Origin of the sequence: Streptomyces hirsutus (assembly GCF_001418415.1) — a bacterium.
GTDB classification, from domain to species: Bacteria; Actinomycetota; Actinomycetes; order Streptomycetales; family Streptomycetaceae; genus Streptomyces; species Streptomyces hirsutus.
The window spans coordinates 1-15,001 of record NZ_LIQT01000269.1 but is presented as its reverse complement, the minus strand read 5'-3'; the positions used below and the strand labels follow the sequence as shown (position 1 = coordinate 15,001).

Annotated in this window: 13 protein-coding genes; 1 reads left to right on the top strand and 12 read right to left on the bottom strand. The window is 72.7% G+C overall.

Annotated features, from left to right (window positions below; genetic code table 11):
* Positions 1 to 144 precede the first annotated feature (144 nt).
* Positions 145 to 1,026 carry an alpha/beta fold hydrolase gene (locus AOK11_RS20425; RefSeq protein ID WP_055595173.1) on the bottom strand — a complete coding sequence of 294 codons (882 nt, stop codon included), beginning with the start codon at positions 1,024 to 1,026 and terminating at the stop codon, positions 145 to 147.
* A 586-nt stretch (positions 1,027 to 1,612) separates the two neighbouring features.
* Positions 1,613 to 2,305 carry an iron-dependent transcriptional repressor DtxR gene (locus AOK11_RS20420; RefSeq protein WP_055595172.1) on the bottom strand — a complete coding sequence of 231 codons (693 nt, stop codon included), beginning with the start codon at positions 2,303 to 2,305 and terminating at the stop codon, positions 1,613 to 1,615.
* A 261-nt stretch (positions 2,306 to 2,566) separates the two neighbouring features.
* Between AOK11_RS20420 and AOK11_RS20415 the strand changes: the two genes are divergently transcribed.
* Positions 2,567 to 3,322, top strand: coding sequence for an SIS domain-containing protein (locus tag AOK11_RS20415; RefSeq protein WP_055595171.1), 756 nt, complete (start codon positions 2,567 to 2,569; stop codon positions 3,320 to 3,322).
* A gap of 20 nt (positions 3,323 to 3,342) precedes the next feature.
* Here the strand turns inward: AOK11_RS20415 and AOK11_RS20410 are convergent, their stop codons facing one another.
* The 10 genes from AOK11_RS20410 to AOK11_RS20365 form a co-directional block, all read right to left on the bottom strand.
* Positions 3,343 to 4,755, bottom strand: coding sequence for a PAS domain-containing protein (locus AOK11_RS20410; protein WP_055595170.1), 1,413 nt, complete (start codon positions 4,753 to 4,755; stop codon positions 3,343 to 3,345).
* A 154-nt stretch (positions 4,756 to 4,909) separates the two neighbouring features.
* The gene (locus AOK11_RS20405) at positions 4,910 to 5,329 is read right to left on the bottom strand and encodes a RidA family protein (protein WP_055595169.1); all 420 of its coding nucleotides are present in this window, start codon (positions 5,327 to 5,329) and stop codon (positions 4,910 to 4,912) included.
* Positions 5,330 to 5,693: 364 nt separating this feature from the next.
* A complete protein-coding gene (locus tag AOK11_RS20400; RefSeq protein ID WP_055595168.1) occupies positions 5,694 to 6,800 on the bottom strand; it encodes a citrate synthase 2 in 1,107 nt (368 codons plus the stop codon).
* Positions 6,801 to 7,210: 410 nt separating this feature from the next.
* Entirely contained in the window at positions 7,211 to 8,083 is an 873-nt protein-coding gene (locus tag AOK11_RS20395; protein ID WP_055595167.1) for a carbon-nitrogen hydrolase family protein, read from the bottom strand.
* Positions 8,080 to 8,862, bottom strand: coding sequence for a flavin reductase family protein (locus tag AOK11_RS20390; RefSeq protein ID WP_055595166.1), 783 nt, complete (start codon positions 8,860 to 8,862; stop codon positions 8,080 to 8,082). Before AOK11_RS20390 ends, AOK11_RS20395 begins: the two co-directional genes overlap by 4 nt.
* Entirely contained in the window at positions 8,859 to 9,857 is a 999-nt protein-coding gene (locus tag AOK11_RS20385; RefSeq protein WP_055595165.1) for a formylglycine-generating enzyme family protein, read from the bottom strand. Before AOK11_RS20385 ends, AOK11_RS20390 begins: the two co-directional genes overlap by 4 nt.
* The gene (locus AOK11_RS20380) at positions 9,854 to 10,492 is read right to left on the bottom strand and encodes a GTP cyclohydrolase II (RefSeq protein WP_055595164.1); all 639 of its coding nucleotides are present in this window, start codon (positions 10,490 to 10,492) and stop codon (positions 9,854 to 9,856) included. Before AOK11_RS20380 ends, AOK11_RS20385 begins: the two co-directional genes overlap by 4 nt.
* Positions 10,489 to 12,369, bottom strand: coding sequence for a WD40 repeat domain-containing protein (locus tag AOK11_RS20375; protein ID WP_055595163.1), 1,881 nt, complete (start codon positions 12,367 to 12,369; stop codon positions 10,489 to 10,491). The genes AOK11_RS20380 and AOK11_RS20375 overlap by 4 nt, the downstream gene beginning before the upstream one ends.
* A gap of 57 nt (positions 12,370 to 12,426) precedes the next feature.
* Complete coding sequence (locus tag AOK11_RS20370; RefSeq protein ID WP_055595162.1) at positions 12,427 to 14,367, bottom strand: WD40 repeat domain-containing protein; 1,941 nt, start codon at positions 14,365 to 14,367, stop codon at positions 12,427 to 12,429.
* Positions 14,368 to 14,418: 51 nt separating this feature from the next.
* Positions 14,419 to 14,901 (bottom strand): PepSY domain-containing protein, encoded by a 483-nt coding sequence (locus tag AOK11_RS20365; RefSeq protein WP_055595161.1) that lies wholly within the window; start codon positions 14,899 to 14,901, stop codon positions 14,419 to 14,421.
* Between the last annotated feature and the right edge of the window lie 100 nt (positions 14,902 to 15,001).

Below are 15,001 nucleotides of genomic sequence, written 5' to 3'. Positions count from 1 at the left end.
GGACGCCTGAGCCCAGAACGCCGGGTTCAGGGCCTCGAGCCTCGGGCCCAGCCCCACTGCCTCGTACCCCCGGGCCCGAGCCCGGGGGTACGAGGCAGTGGGGCGGGGCCCGAGGCTCGAGGCCCTGAACCCGGGGTTCGGGGCTCAGGCGTCCTGGAGGGTGTCCAGGAACGGTTCGATGGCTGTGCGCCAGGCGTCGGGCTGGTCGTAGTGGACGAGGTGGCCGGCGTCGGCCACCTCCGCGTACCGGCCGCGGGGCAGGACCCGGACCATCTCCTGGGCCTCCGCGCGGCCCAGTGCGCCGTCGAGGCCGCGGACCACCAGGGTGGGGCACCGCACCTGGGCCAGTTCCTCCCAGTGCGCGTCGTACACCCAGGTCTCGCGGGAGCGGAGCATCTGGCCGAGGTCGAAGACCGGACGCCATCCGTCCGGGGACTCGGCCATCACCTCGGCGTAGAACTCGCCGCGGGCCGGGTTCGGCCGCTCCACCCAGGGGTCGTCCTCGCCGAACCACTTGCGGACGTCGGCGAGGGTGGCGAACGGGACGGGCCAGGCCTTGAACCACTGGTTCCACTCGCGCTGCGAGGCGGCCCCGAGCGCGGAGGCCCGCATGTCGCAGATGATCAGCCCGCGCACCAGGTCGGGGCGTTGGGCGGCCAGCTGCCAGGCGGTCAGGGCGCCCATGGCGTGGCCGATGAGGACGGCCGGGCCGAGGCCCAGCTGCTCGAGGGCGGCCTCGGTGTCGTCGACGTAGGCGTCACGGGTGAACGAGGCTTGCGGGGGCTTGTCGCTGCGGCCGTGGCCGCGCTGGTCCAGGGCGACCGCCCGGTACCGCCCGGAGAGCCAGCGGGCGGTGGACGCCCAGTGCGAGGCACGGCCCATGAGCCCGTGGAGCAGCAGCACGCTCGGGGCGTCGCTCCGGGTGGGGTGCTCCGTCGGGTCGCTGCCGGTCTTGGGCGGATCGCCGAACTCCCAGGCGGCGAGACGTACGCCGCCCGCCCCCGTCACGTCGATGCGTCGCGCCATTGTCTTGGCACCCCCAGCTCGCTGCTTGCCGTGCTGCTTGCCCTGCCTGCTGTTGTCGCCCCACAGGTTATCGAATGCGCTTTCGAAAACAGGGTTTCAGCCGTCAACACCCCTCGTACGAGTGACCCCGCTCGGGGATTGATCGCCGCGGTCGGGGGGAGATTTCCCACGGGAGGCGGACCTCTCGGGGAAATTGGTCCGCAGGGAATGACCCTGGGAGCTCGGGGCTCCGGGTCAGCACAGGGGAGGACAGGCCCCGGCGCCGCACGGCGCCGGGGCTCCTCACGTGGTCACGGCACATCCTCGCGCCCCTCCCCGGCCGGACGACAGCGCGGTCGGCCCGGCCAAGAGCTCCTCAGGTCATATGCCTCACGCGACAGCCTCGCACGCGAACCGGGTGAGCGCTGCGCTTCGGCACACTCGGCCCGGATTCGGCGCGATCGCACCGGCGCCGCGAGACCTCCGGAGCAACTTCCTTTCACAGCAGGCGAGTTGACCGGACGCGAACACGCGTCCACCGTCCCGCGCCCACCCCCGTTCCTGCCCCTGCCCCTGCCCGGCCGATGCCCACCGGCCGGGCCCGGGACTACGGCTTGGCGACGAACACGTGGGAAGCGACGTCCGTCGCCAGCTCGGCCGCCTCACCGCTGCTGCCCACCAGCACACCGCCCGCCGACTCCGTCACGCTGACCACCGAACCGGGCTGGACGCCCGCCCGGCGCAGCGTGTACATCAGCTGCGCGTCCGTCTGGATCGGCTCGCCGATACGGCGCACCACGACCGTCTTGCCCTCGAGACCCGGGTCGAGATCGGCCAGGGACACCATGCCCTCGTCCAGGAACGGGTCGGCGCCGTCCTTCTCGCCCAGCTCCTCCAGACCCGGGATCGGGTTGCCGTAGGGCGACTCGGTGGGGTGCCGCAGCAGCTCCAGCACACGGCGCTCGACGGCCTCGCTCATCACGTGCTCCCAGCGGCAGGCCTCGGCGTGCACCTGCTCCCACTCCAGGCCGATCACGTCGACGAGCAGACACTCGGCGAGACGGTGCTTGCGCATCACGCGGGTGGCGAGGCGGCGGCCCTCGTCGGTGAACTCCAGATGCCGGTCGGCGGCGACGGACACGAGGCCGTCGCGCTCCATGCGGGCCACCGTCTGGCTGACCGTCGGACCGCTCTGGTCGAGCCGCTCCGCGATCCTGGCGCGCATGGGGACCACGCCTTCCTCCTCCAGCTCGAGGATGGTGCGGAGATACATCTCCGTGGTGTCGATCAGTCCGGACATACGTGCCCCTCGATGAGATCTGCGATTGGCTCTGCCGGAGGCTGGACGGCTCACCGGCGCATGCGCTGGCCCTGGACTCAATTCTGACGCATGGCACCGACAACCGAGCCGCGCCGTGGAAGGAAAGGTACGCACGGGGTGGTACACGGTGGTACGGGGCCGCCGCGGGGGGCTTCCGGGCCCCCTCGGGCCGCCATATTGACAGGTTACTGGTCCGGACCGCACGGTGATCGGCAGCAGTCCACCCCGAAGGGATGCCGCATGAGCGACCGTACGCCGGCCGGCCGGTTCCTCGACGCCGCGATCGACCTGCTGCACCGGGTCCGCGACGAGGAGGCCGACTCCGTCGCCGCCGCGGGCACCCTGCTCGCCGACACGGTCGCGGACGGCGGGCGCCTCTTCGCCTTCGGCGCCGGCCACTCCTCGCTCGCCGCGCAGGACATCGTCTACCGCGCGGGCGGACTCGCCCTGATGAACCTGCTCGCCGTCCCGGGCGTCGTCGGCGTCGACGTGATGCCGGCCACCCTCGGCTCGGCCCTCGAACGCGTCGACGGGCTCGCGAGTGCCGTGCTCGACTCGTCCCCGGCCCGCGCGGGCGACGCGCTGGTGATCGTCTCCCTGTCCGGGCGCAACGCGCTCCCCGTGGAGATGGCCATGAACGCCCGCGCCCTGGGCCTGAAGGTCATCGGCGTGACCTCGGTGGCGTACGCGACGGAGACGACGTCCCGGCACGTGTCGGGGACGTACCTCAAGGACCACTGCGATCTCGTCCTGGACTCCAAGATCGCGGTCGGCGACGCGGAGCTGACCCTGGACAACGTCCCCGCCCCCTTCGCCCCCGCCTCCACCGTCGTCACCACGGCTCTCCTCCAGGCGGTCATGGCCACCGCGGCCGCCACCCTGGCCGACCGCGGCATCGAGCCGCCCCTCCTGCGCTCCGGCAACGTCGACGGCGGCCACGACTGGAACGGCCGCGTCCTGGAGCAGTACGGCGACCGGATCTTCTACCGGCACTGAACCTCGCCGCCGGGCCGGGGTCACTCCCGCCGCCCGGCCGCTCCCATCAGGTCCAGGGCCGTGGCGATGCGGTGGGCCACCTCCTCCGCGTACATCGCGTCGGGGCGTTCGAAGGCGTTGCGTCCCGCGCCCCGCAGAAACGTCACGGCACCAAGCGTCCGGCCCCGGCTGCGCAGTACCGTGCACAGGGCGTGCGCGGCGTCCGCCGGCCACTGCCGGGACACCGCCCACGCGCGTGCCTCCTCCGCCGGCACCGCCCCCGCGTCGGCCCGTACGGAACCGGCCCGCTCGACGCACCGCAGGGCGGGATGCCCCTGGCCGTACCGCACCGGCAGGCCCGCCTGCCCGGCGAGCCGGCTCGGCCCCGGCACCCCGGACGGAGTGGCCGCGATCCGCACCAGGTGGTCCCGGCCCGCGCTCTCCGCGTCACCCGCGCCCCCGTCGGCCGCCCGGTCCGCCACGCGGTCGATCAGCGCGTGGTCGGCGAACCCGGCGAGCGCGAAGTCCAGATGGACGGTGACGGCCTCCGCCGGGTCCTCGCACTCGGCCGCCGCCCGCGCCGCCCGGTGCAGCTGCTGCGCCCGGAACCGCACCAGTGAGGCCTCCTGCTCGCTCTGCCGGACCTCGGTCACGTCCTGGAACATCCAGCCCACGCCGAGCGGCACCGGCTCCTCCGCCAGCGGCGACGCCAGCCGCACGAAGCCGCACCGCCAGCACCGTCGCCGATCACCCTCCGGCTCCCGCACACTCACCCAGATCTCGGCGGGCGCGGGCGGAGCGCCCTGGGCCAGCACATGGGTGAGCGCGCTCTCCAGCTCCTCCACGCCCTGCGACAGCAGCTCCCCGAGCGGCCGCCCCAGTACGGAGGTGCGCCCGGTGCCGAACGCCTTCGCCGCGTGCGCGTTCACCACGGCGGGCCGCAGATCGGCGTCGACGAGGACGACGCCCCAGCTCGCGTCCTCCAGCAGCGCCTCGCTCAGCGCGATCGACCGCTCCAGGTCGATCTGCGCGTGCACCTCGCTGAACGCGCAGTACACGCCGGCCGGCTTCCCGTCGGGCCCGCGGACGGCCGCGGACTGCGTGCGCACCAACACCCGGCCGCCGTCCTTGGTCAGCAGCGCGAACTCGTTCACCTGCCGGCCCGAGGCGTCCATGGCCGACATCAGCCGCCCCTCGACCTCCGCGGCATCCGCGCCGCGCACCGCCCATCCGGCGAAGCCCTGCCGGCCCACGGCCTCGGCCGCGGTCCAGCCGAGGATGCGTTCCGCCTCACGGTTCCAGTGCGTCACCACCGCGTCCGCGTCGAAGGCGCACAGGGCGGCGTCCATGCCGTCCAGCAACGCGGCCAGCAGATCGGAACCGTCCGAACTCTCCCGCTCGGGCTCGTCGGGCCCCAGTTCGTCGGTGGTCCCACTACGCCGGGAAGCACTCACCTGGACCCCCTGCAGCTGCGTCCTACGTACGGCACGTCGGTCCGCCCACTTGCAATCATTCAACTTGAACGTGACTCAGCGCACATCGGGTTCCCACAACATTGAGAAAATCGTTGTACGCCACCGGCATTTTCCGCCCGGTCCCGGACGCCGCTCAGCCGCCGCCGCCCCGCGGCTTCCCGCCGCTCCCCCGCCGGGCGTCCACCTCGATCTCGATCCTCATCCGGGGATCGGCGAGCCCGCACACCTGCATGGTGGCCGCGGGCCGGACCTCGCCGAAGCAGCGCCTCAGCACGGGCCAGCACGGTTCGAAGTCCTCCCGCGCGGACAGCAGGTAACGCACCCGCACGACGTCCGCGAGGGTGCACCCCGCCTCGTCCAGGGCCGCTTCGATGTTCCGCAGGCACTGCTCGGCCTGCTCGATCACGTCGTCGGAGATCGTCATGGCCGCGTAGTCGAACCCGGTGGTCCCGGACACGTACACCCGGTCCCCGTCCACCACGGCCCGCGCGTAGCCGATCCGCTCCTCGAACACCGACCCGCCCGCGATCGCCCGCCGCACCGTGTTCTCCATGCGCCGCACGGTAGGTGACCGGCGGCGACAGGTCCAACGGTCAATATCTCGAAAAACCGGTTGATCGGACGGCAGGACGGTTCTTAGGGTGGGGGGTATTCCGGAAAGGAGGTGGTTCGGCAGATGTATTCATACCGGACGGAAGAGGTGGCTGCGGGCCAGTAGCCCGTCGCCGTACTCGGTTCGGCGCCGGACCAACGTGTGCCTGACGCACGCGACCGGCCCAATCCCACGCAGTCGCCCGACCCGCGAGTCGCCGGTACGTCCGGCCGGCCCCTCCTTGGGAGGACCAGGCTCGCGGGTCGTCCGCGTTTCCGGGAGCCCGGAACCCCTCGGGCCCCGGGCTCCCGTCGCACCGCGGGTGTCAGGCCCGGTCGGCGATGTCCGCGTAGCCCTCGATCTCCTTCGGGTCGCGGCTGCCGGGGCCCATGTAGCGGGCGGAGGGGCGGACCAGGCGGCCGGTGCGCTTCTGCTCGAGGATGTGGGCCGACCAGCCCGCGGTACGGGCACAGGTGAACATCGAGGTGAACATGTGGGCCGGCACCTCGGCGAAGTCCAGGACGATGGCGGCCCAGAACTCGACGTTGGTGGCCAGGACGCGGTCGGGACGGCGGGCGTGGAGTTCGGCCAGGGCGGCCTTCTCCAGCGCCTCGGCGACCTCGAAGCGCGGGGCACCGAGATCGCGCGCGGTGCGGCGCAGCACGCGGGCGCGGGGGTCCTCGGCGCGGTAGACGCGGTGGCCGAAGCCCATGAGGCGTTCGCCCTGGTCGAGCACCCGCTTCACGTACGCCTCGGCGTCCCCGGTGCGTTCGATCTCCTCGATCATGCCGAGGACGCGCGAGGGCGCGCCGCCATGCAGGGGCCCCGACATGGCGCCGACGGCTCCCGAGAGGGCCGCGGCCACGTCCGCGCCGGTGGAGGCGATGACGCGGGCCGTGAAGGTGGAGGCGTTCATGCCGTGCTCGGCGGCGGAGGTCCAGTACGCGTCGACGGCGGCGACGTGCTTGGGGTCGGGTTCCCCGCGCCAGCGGATCATGAAGCGTTCGACGACGGAGCGCGCCTTGTCGATCTCGCTCTGCGGGACCATGGGCCGGCCCTGGCCGCGCGCGGACTGGGCGACGTAGGAGAGGGCCATGACGGCGGCGCGCGCGAGGTCGTCGCGGGCCTGTTCGGCATCGATGTCGAGGAGCGGTTTCAGGCCCCAGACGGGCGCCAGCATGGCGAGCGCGGACTGGACGTCGACGCGGACGTCACCGGAGTGCACGGGGATCGGGAAGGGCTCGGCGGGCGGCAGACCGGGGTTGAAGGCGCCGTCGACAAGGAGGCCCCAGACGTTCCCGAAGGAGACGTGCCCGACCAGGTTCTCGATGTCGACGCCCCGGTACCGGAGGGCGCCGCCCTCCTTGTCCGGTTCGGCGATCTCCGTCTCGAACGCGACGACTCCTTCGAGACCGGGTACGAAGTCGGACATCAGGCGGCTCCTCATGAGGTGGGCGACGGATGGCGGTACGGGTGGGACGACCATGCGCCGGCCGGGCGGTGGGTCGATCGGTCGGTAACCGGTCGATCTGCTGAGGTGAGTGCGCGTCCGAAGGCTTCGCGGTCGCCATCGAGAGGACTCGCGGTCCGGGACGTCACCCCTGTGATGCCCGGCTGGCGGCCACCCAACCGGCTCACTGCCCAGCACGATATCCCTGAGTGCCATTTTTGGGGAGGGCTCACGGCACTCAGTGCCACACAACTCCGGAGGGGCCCTCCGCCCGTGCCCCGCGCGGGACCGCCGCGCGGCCCCGGCTGGTGCCGATCGGTAGATCGTTCCGGCGCCCCGGGAGAACACTCCCTCGCGATCCGGGCGGTCCGCCCGTCGGTCCCGGGACCGGGTCAGGGACGCGTGGCCGGTGCGTCCGTCACCGCGGACGCCCGGTGTTCCGCCAGCATGCGCAGATAGCCGCGTACGTGTGCGACGGCCTTCGGCTCGAGGTCGGCGAGGAGCACGGTGTCCCGACCGGCCCCGGCGTGGGACACCGTGCCGCCATCGGGGCCGTACACCGCGCCGGCGCCATTGCAGGGGCGGTGCCCGGGGCCTTCGATCGGGTTGACGAACACGGTGTAGACCGTGTTCTCCAGGGCGCGGGCCTTGAGGTAGACGGCGGCTCGGTGCTCGGTCCCGGAGGCGAAGGCGGCCGGGTACAGAAGGGCATGGGCACCCGCCAGGGCTGCGGCGCGGGCGTGTTCGGGGAAGGACATGTCGTAACAGACCCCCAGTCCGAGACGCCAGCCGCCGACGGTCAGGGCCGCTCCCCGGGTGCCGGGGGAGAACAGGGCCGATTCCTCGTCGTGCCACAGGTGCTGCTTGTCGTAGGGGACGGTGATGGTGCCGCCGGGCTCCACCGCCAGGAGCGAGTTGGTGAGCCGGCCGTCGTGATGGCGTACGGCGGCGCCGATGACCACGGTGATCCGGTGGTGGACCGCGACGTGGACGAGCGGCTCCAGGCGGCGGTCGGTGACGTGCCGGGAGCGGTCGGCGCGCACCGCCGCGTCGCCGGCGTCGTGGGCGAGCCGGGGCAGGTCGTAGGCGCACAGGTGGAGCTCGGGGAAGACGACGAGCCGGGCTCCCTCGTGTGCCGCGTGTGCGGCCCGGGCGGCCGCGGCGCGGGCGTTGTCGCCGATCCTGAGCGGCCGGGCCGCGTTCTGCACGGCCGCGATGCGCAGGGAGGTGCCGGGGAGGGCATCGGCGGCGGAGGACGCACTCATCGGCCGGTCCCGGAGATGCCCGTGAATCCGGGCTCGGCGCCCTCCCGTTCGACGACGACCCGGTGGTCGGACAGGCGGTGCTTCTCCAGGCCCGCCGGAAGGGGGAGGTCCACCAGGAGGTCCTCGTACCGGGCCGAGGGGTGGGCACCGAGCGGGGTCGGGGTACCGTCGGCGTCCAGCAGGCCCACTCGCCACTCCTGCGGGCCGTCGAGGGCCGGGCCGGTGGCCGCCACCCGCAGCATGCCGCCGTGCCGTAGTTCGGCGGCCGCGACGACGGCGGTGCGCCGGGCGGGTTCGCCCAGGGTGTGCATGGCGCCGTGTTTGACCAGGGGCCGGGGCGGACGGTCCGGGACATGCGCGGCGAGGACCTCACCGAGGTACATGGTGTGCACGGGGAGGGGGACGACCTGGCGCAGCCGGCACTCGACGGCCACGACGCCGCCGGTCACCCACGGTGTGGCGGTCGCCTCCGGCGCGCCGAGACGGATGAGTTCGCTGCTGGTCTTGTCGATGTCGGTGACGGAGAAACTGCCGGCGAAGTCGGCGAGTCCGGCCTGGTCCTCGGCGCACAGGGTCACCGAGAACTCGCCCGCGGCTTCGACGATCCGGCCGGTGGCGGCGCGCGGGCCGAGGACCACGGCCGCGTACAGGGGCCGCTTGTTGACGAAGTAGGACCACTCGGCCGACATCACGTTGGTGACGCCGTCGTGGTGGGCGCAGACCAGGCCCACGGTGCTGGTCAGCCTCTTCCACAGGTCGCCGGGTACCTCGCGGGTCATGCGTCTGCCTCCGTCGGATCGTGCGGCTGCGGTGGGGTGCTCAGGGCGAGGCGGAACCCGACCGGGTACAGCGGGCCGGGGAAGGGGCCGTGACGGCGGCGGGTGCGGGTGAGGTCGCCGTAGCGGCAGAAGCTCCCGCCACGGGCGATCCGGTACTCGCCCATGGTCTGGACGAGGTGGTCGGGGACGAACGGGCCGCCTGGGTAGGGACGGTAGGAGTCGGCCACGTACTCCTCGACGTTGCCGCCCATGTCGAGGGCGCCGAACGGGGAGCGGCCGGCGGGGAAGGCGCCCACCGGGGTGGTGGTGTGGATGCCGGTTTCGCGGGTGTTGGCGGCGTCCGGGTCGAAGGTGTCGCCCCAGGGGTGGGCGAGCCCGTCCGGGCCCTTGGCCGCGTATTCCCATTCGGCCTCGGTGGGCAGCCGCCAGGGCAGGCCGGTGCGCCTGCCCAGCCAGGCGGCGTAGGCCTCGGCGTCGGCGGGCCGGACGCCGGCGACGGGGTGATTGCCCCGCTCGTGGGGGTGGGCGCCCAGGTACCAGGTGGTGGGGCGGGCGGGGTGGCCGGTCTCCCGGAGGAAGGCCTGGTACTCGGCGTTGGTGACGGGGTAGGTGGCGATCCGGTAGTCGGCCAGGTCCACCCGGTGGGCGGGGGTCTCCTTCTCGATCCACTCGCGCTCCACGCCCACGTGCGTCCACCGGCCGACGGCGTCGGCCACCTCCCGTTCGGGCAGGCCGATCTCGACGGTGCCGCCCGGTACGGCGCACACGGCGGGGACGGCGGTGATGCGCGGATCCCCGAGCAGCGCGAGGATGCCGCCCGCCGCCAGCCGGTCGGGCAGGGGCGCCGAGCCGTCCTCGACCAGCGACGCCAGCTCCTTCGGGCCGGCCGCGGCGAGTCGGGCGGCGGCCTCGGCGGTGGGCCTGAGCCGTCGCGGGTCGGCCGGCTCCGCGTACTCCTGGAAGTGGGGGGAGGCGGCGACGTCCTCCAGTCTCATGCGCGTACCTCCGTTTCGGGGCCGCGGACCGGGAGGTGGTGGCCGCTGCGGGCCTTCGCCTCCAGGTAGGCGGCGTTCCCGGGCGTCAGGTGCACCCCGGTGGGCAGGGTTTCGGCGATGTCGATGCCGTGGTCGCGCAACTGCCTTACCTTGTCCGGGTTGTTGGTGAGCAGTCGGACGCGGTGCAGGCCGAGGGTGCGCAGCATGACGGCCGCGGCCAGGTAGTCGCGTTCGTCGGCGCCGCGTCCGATGAGCCGGTTGGCCTCGAAGGTGTCCGTGCCCCGGTCCTGCAGCAGGTAGGTGTCCAGCTTGTTGTACAGGCCGATGCCTCGGCCCTCCTGACGCAGGTAGAGCAGGACGCCGCCGTGCACGGCGAGCAGGTTCAGGGCCTCGTCGAGTTGCGGACCGCAGTCGCAGCGGGTGGAACCGAACACGTCGCCGGTCAGGCACTCGCTGTGCAGGCGTACCAGGGGTGCCCTCGTGTCCCGCGGGGGCACCAGGCAGGCCAGGTGCTCGCCGTCGTCGGGCAGGCCGCGGAAGGTGACCAGCTCGGCCGTTCGCCCCGCCGCGCGGTGCAGGTCGACGGGTACGCGAGCCCTCACCGTCGCCGCGCCGAGGGCCGCCCCCGCGGTCAACTCGCCACCGCCCAGAGGCTCTGCCGGGCCTGACGGGCGAGCGTGTCGAGGTCGAAGCGCCGCTGCACGTGCACCTCGCCGTCGGCGTCGAGGCCCACGATCAGGATCTGCCCGTCCCAGCCGGCGACCGCGGCCCGTCGCTCGTCGAGGCGGTACATGCAGGACACCCCCTGCCGGAACTCGTCGACCAGACGCCCCGACCGCAGGCCGTTGTCGTCGTCCCAGTCGACCTTCCACCGGTGCAGCCCGAAGTCGTACGAGCCGGCGAGCACCACCGGGGAGTCCGGGTCGCCCAGCAGGGCCACGCACTTGACCGACTCGTCCGGGCCCAGCAGTGTCCGCCGGCGGACCACCTCCCACGCCTCGCCCGCGGGGGAACGCTCCAGCAGCCCGACCTTGACCGTGTGGTCGCGGGAGGCACTCGCCACGACCCGCCCGCCCAGGGTGGCGACCGAGTTGACCAGGTTGCCGTGTTCCCACAGGGTGGCCCGGCCGTGCAGCCCTCCGACCGCCGTGGTGCGGTCGGTCGCCGCGGACGCGAAGCCGTCGCCGAACGGTACGAGCGACTTCACCGAGCCCGCATGGGGCTCGCCCCGGTCCGCTTCGGCCAGCGAACTCGGGTCCAGGCCGATCAGCGCGCCGTTGTAGGTGCCGGCGACCAGCAGGTCCGCGACGCGGCACAGGGAGGGCACGGGGGCGCCCAGCGGCTCGGTGACGGCGATCAGTTCGCCGTCGGCGTTGCAGCGGTGCACGTGCCCGGCGTAGGTACCCGTGTAGAACTCCTCGCCGTCCGCGGCGAGCGACAGCACCGGGCTGTCGGAGACCGGCAGCAGCCGCACCGACGGCGCCGCGCCGTCCGCGTCCGGGTCGAAGGCGATGACCGTGCCCGAGTCGCAGCCCACGAGGAGTTCGCCGCCGAGCACGGCCATCGCGTTCGGGCCGTGGTTCGGTGCCGACGGCTCGGCCAGCGGCGTCGCCCTGGCGAGGTCCACGAGGTGCGGGCCGTTCCAGAAGCTGCCCACCGCCACCCGGCCCCGCGCGACGGCGACCGACCGCGGCCACATGCGCGCGTCGTGCACCCGGTGCAGCCGCCGTCCGTCGGCGTCGAACACGTGCAGACAGCCGTCGTAGGCGCCGACGACGAACGAGGCGTCGTCCTCCGCCCAGGCCACCGCGCGTGCCGCGGTCCGCGCGACGGTCACCGTCCGGCGCACCGCGAGGCGGGGGGTGAGCAGTTCGACCACACCGTCGTCGCGGGTGATCGCCAGCGTCGTACCGGAGTGCGACCAGGCGCAGCCCTCGACGGAGGCCGCGCAGTGGCGTTCGACGGTGCTGCCGGGGCGGTCGGGATCGCAGACGGCGACCATGCCGTCCTCGCCCACGGTGGCGACCAGGCCGTCGAGGCTGACCGAAACCATCATGCAGTGCGCCGCGTGGGACCCCACCTCGCCGGCGAAGGCACCGGTGCGGGTGTCCCACAGGGTGGCCCGGCCGTCTTCGGAGACGCAGATCAGGCGGTGGCCGTCGGGCATCCAGGCGACCGCGTTGATGTCGTCGGTGTGCCGGGCCAGGACCGTGAGCAGGGTGGGCCGCCGGGTGTCCGGGTGCTCCGGTATCCGCCAGACGGCCACCGTCTTGTCCGCCGAGGCGGTGGCGAGCAGGTCCGTGCGGACGGGGTTCCACTGGACGGCGTTGACCAGACGGCGGTGGTGCAGCCGGGTCAGCGGCTTCGGCCGCGTCGGCCTGCTCACGTCCCACAGCAGCACGGTCCCGTCGTACGAACAGGTCGCCAGCTGCGAACCGTCCGGCCGGAAGGCCACGTCGGTGACGGGTGCGGCATGACCGGCCGGGCCGGGCCGCAGATCGATGGTGCGCAAGAGGTCCTCTCCCTTGGTTCGTCGTACGCGACTGGTTCGCCGTACGCGGCGCGGGGCTCAGCCCGCGACTCCGGCCACGGCCGGCACGTTCCCGGCCGCGTCGTCGGCGGGGTGGTCGCGGTGGTGCAGGGTGTGGCGGACCGGCCGGCGGGGCAGCCAGTGGTCGCGCAGCTTGGTGAAGACCTGCCGTCCGCCGGGGTCCGCGTCCAGGCGGTAGAGGGACAGCAGGCCGGTACGGCAGCCCACCAGCAGGTGCGGGGAGCCGTCCGCGTCCCGGACCACGGCGAGTGCCTTGGGGTAGTCGGCCAGGTCCTCCAGCAGGCCGGCGAACTTCGCGCTGCCGTGCTCGTAGGCGGCCAGCTGCATGCCGTACGAGGAGGCGCAGACCAGTCCGTCGGCGAGGACGGCGTTCTCCACCGTGTTCGACAGCAGTTTCGACCAGCGGGCCGCCACGCCCACGCCGATCTCGACCTCCTTCAGGCCGCCGTCCCCGACGATGTACAGCCGGCCGTCCTGCGCCCAGGCGCGCTTGGGATATTCGCCCTGGTCGAAACGCCAGCGGAGGCTCCCGTCCGAGGCGTCCAGGACGGCGATGACGCCGTTCCTGGTGACCAGGACCCGGTCGCCGTCCGGCAGATACGCGGTCGCCCAGACGGGCAGGCCGTCCACGCCGAACCCGGCGAGCCGCCGGCCGTCGCCGGTGTCCAGTTCGACGGCGCCCCCATTGGTCGCCACCAGGGCCCGGCCGCCGTCCGGGGAGACCGCGACGGTGTGCGGCAGATCCGGCAGCCGGACATGCCATCGGACGGTCCCGTCGCGGTCCGCGCGGAAGACCGTCCGGTCGCGGGTGATGCCGACCCAGCCCGACGCGACCGGCGCCACCCGCCGGGTGAATCCCCACTCGGTCGTGTGCTCGGCCTCCACCCGCAGCATCGGGCCGGCGGCGGAGTCCTCCACGCGGGCGACGACGACCCCGGAATCGGTGGCGCAGTACAGCGTGCGCGCGTCCTCCCGCGACGGCTGGACGTCCCACACCGCCTGCCGCCGGTGGCCCGTGTCGCGTACGAACTCGCCGGTGGCGTCCAGTTCGATGATCGTGCCGTCCTGGCACAGGACGTACACCTGGCCCGCGGAGCCGACGGTCAGGTCGCTGAGCTGGTGCGGGAAGCCGGTCACGGTGCGTTCGACGCGCAGCTCCCGGCGGGTGTTGTCGAAGATGTGCAGTTCGCCGTCGAAACCGCCTGAGTAGGCGCGGGTGAAGTCGGGGGAGAAGGTCACGAACTCGACGTCGTCGCGGGCGAACAGCAGCTCGCTCTCCTTCTCCCCCGAAGTGCTCACCACCACGACCCCGTTGGCGATGTCGGCGTTGTCGCCCTCGCCGAAGTCCTGGGTGGCCCAGAACCGGTCGTGCCGGGCGTCGTAGCGCACCCGGTGGATGTTGCCGTCGTCCAGCTTGACCAGGTCGGGGAACACCCCGTCCTCGAACGAACCGAACCGCAGATGCCCGCGCTTGTCCGAGACGGCGTGCCGGGTGGGGTGCTCGGTGCACGCCCACTCCATGGGGCTCTCACCGCAGATGTTCGGCCGGATCTCCAGCACCTCGAACGTGTGCAGATCCAGCACCAGCATCTGCCGGTGGTAGCCGCTGGTGACGAAGACGCGGTCCTTCCAGATGCCGATGCCGCGGGAACTGCACGGCGAGGGTTCCTCCCGCGGCAGCAGCAGGGACGGATCGCACATCGTCGCCGGGTCCAGCCGGTCGACCAGGTCCAGTGTGTCCAGAGACCACCGGCACACCGCGCCCATACGGTCCTTGCCGATCACCCACCCGTCGGCGACGGCCAGCCCGTACAGCGGCCGGCCCTGTCGGACGAAAGGCGACGACGCCACGAGCCGCAGTTCGTCGTCGAGCAGGTGAATACGGCCGTACGCGTCCGATGCGAGAAGTCCCGCGCCTTCCACGTACAGGATTCTGACCATGCGGTCCGTCGGGTTCACGATGCTGTTTCCCGGCCTTTCTCGGATTCAGGACGGATTCGGAAATCGCGGTTACTTGCTCGGCGTGACGCCTTCGCGGATTGGACCGCCGTCGTCGTCATCGTCGTCGTCGCCGTCGCTCCCGCCCGTGCCGGTTCCGGTTCCGGGGGAGGTGCTGCAGTCGTCGGAGGCCGTGGCGGCGGCACTCTTGACGATCTCGCCGGTGGCGGCGTCGAGCGTGACCCGGATCGGGCCCTTGCCCTGGTCGATGGTCACTTTCCAGACGGCGCTCCCGTTCTCCTGGGTCAGCGCCACCTCGGTGATGCGGCCGTCGCCCACCTTCTGGATGACCGCGTCGGTGGCCCCGGCCACGGTGCTCACCGCGAGCCCCGAGGTCCCCTGCGCCCCGAGCCCCGACGCCTTGTCCGCCCGGACCTGCACGGCCGATTCCCGTGCGGAGGACCCCTCCGTCACCTCACTGCCCATGGCGATACCGGCGCCGCCCACCATGATTCCGCTCACCACGATCGCTGCGATCGCGTTCCTCTTCCGCATGGTCGTTCCCTCCACGTCGATGGATGTGACAACAGCGAGTATTGGGCTTGGTGAAGCGCTCGCGGAATCTTGTTGCTCTTAACTCCCTGCTGGCTTTTCC

What these genes read in the sequence shown, in the direction of transcription:
- AOK11_RS20365 (WP_055595161.1), bottom strand. Translation starts at nt 14,901, where the DNA reads ATGCGGAAGAGGAACGCGATCGCAGCGATCGTGGTGAGCGGAATCATG.
- AOK11_RS20425 (WP_055595173.1), bottom strand. Translation starts at nt 1,026, where the DNA reads ATGGCGCGACGCATCGACGTGACGGGGGCGGGCGGCGTACGTCTCGCC.
- AOK11_RS20420 (WP_055595172.1), bottom strand. Translation starts at nt 2,305, where the DNA reads ATGTCCGGACTGATCGACACCACGGAGATGTATCTCCGCACCATCCTC.
- AOK11_RS20395 (WP_055595167.1), bottom strand. Translation starts at nt 8,083, where the DNA reads ATGAGTGCGTCCTCCGCCGCCGATGCCCTCCCCGGCACCTCCCTGCGC.
- AOK11_RS20415 (WP_055595171.1), top strand. Translation starts at nt 2,567, where the DNA reads ATGAGCGACCGTACGCCGGCCGGCCGGTTCCTCGACGCCGCGATCGAC.
- AOK11_RS20390 (WP_055595166.1), bottom strand. Translation starts at nt 8,862, where the DNA reads ATGACCCGCGAGGTACCCGGCGACCTGTGGAAGAGGCTGACCAGCACC.
- AOK11_RS20385 (WP_055595165.1), bottom strand. Translation starts at nt 9,857, where the DNA reads ATGAGACTGGAGGACGTCGCCGCCTCCCCCCACTTCCAGGAGTACGCG.
- AOK11_RS20405 (WP_055595169.1), bottom strand. Translation starts at nt 5,329, where the DNA reads ATGGAGAACACGGTGCGGCGGGCGATCGCGGGCGGGTCGGTGTTCGAG.
- AOK11_RS20400 (WP_055595168.1), bottom strand. Translation starts at nt 6,800, where the DNA reads ATGTCCGACTTCGTACCCGGTCTCGAAGGAGTCGTCGCGTTCGAGACG.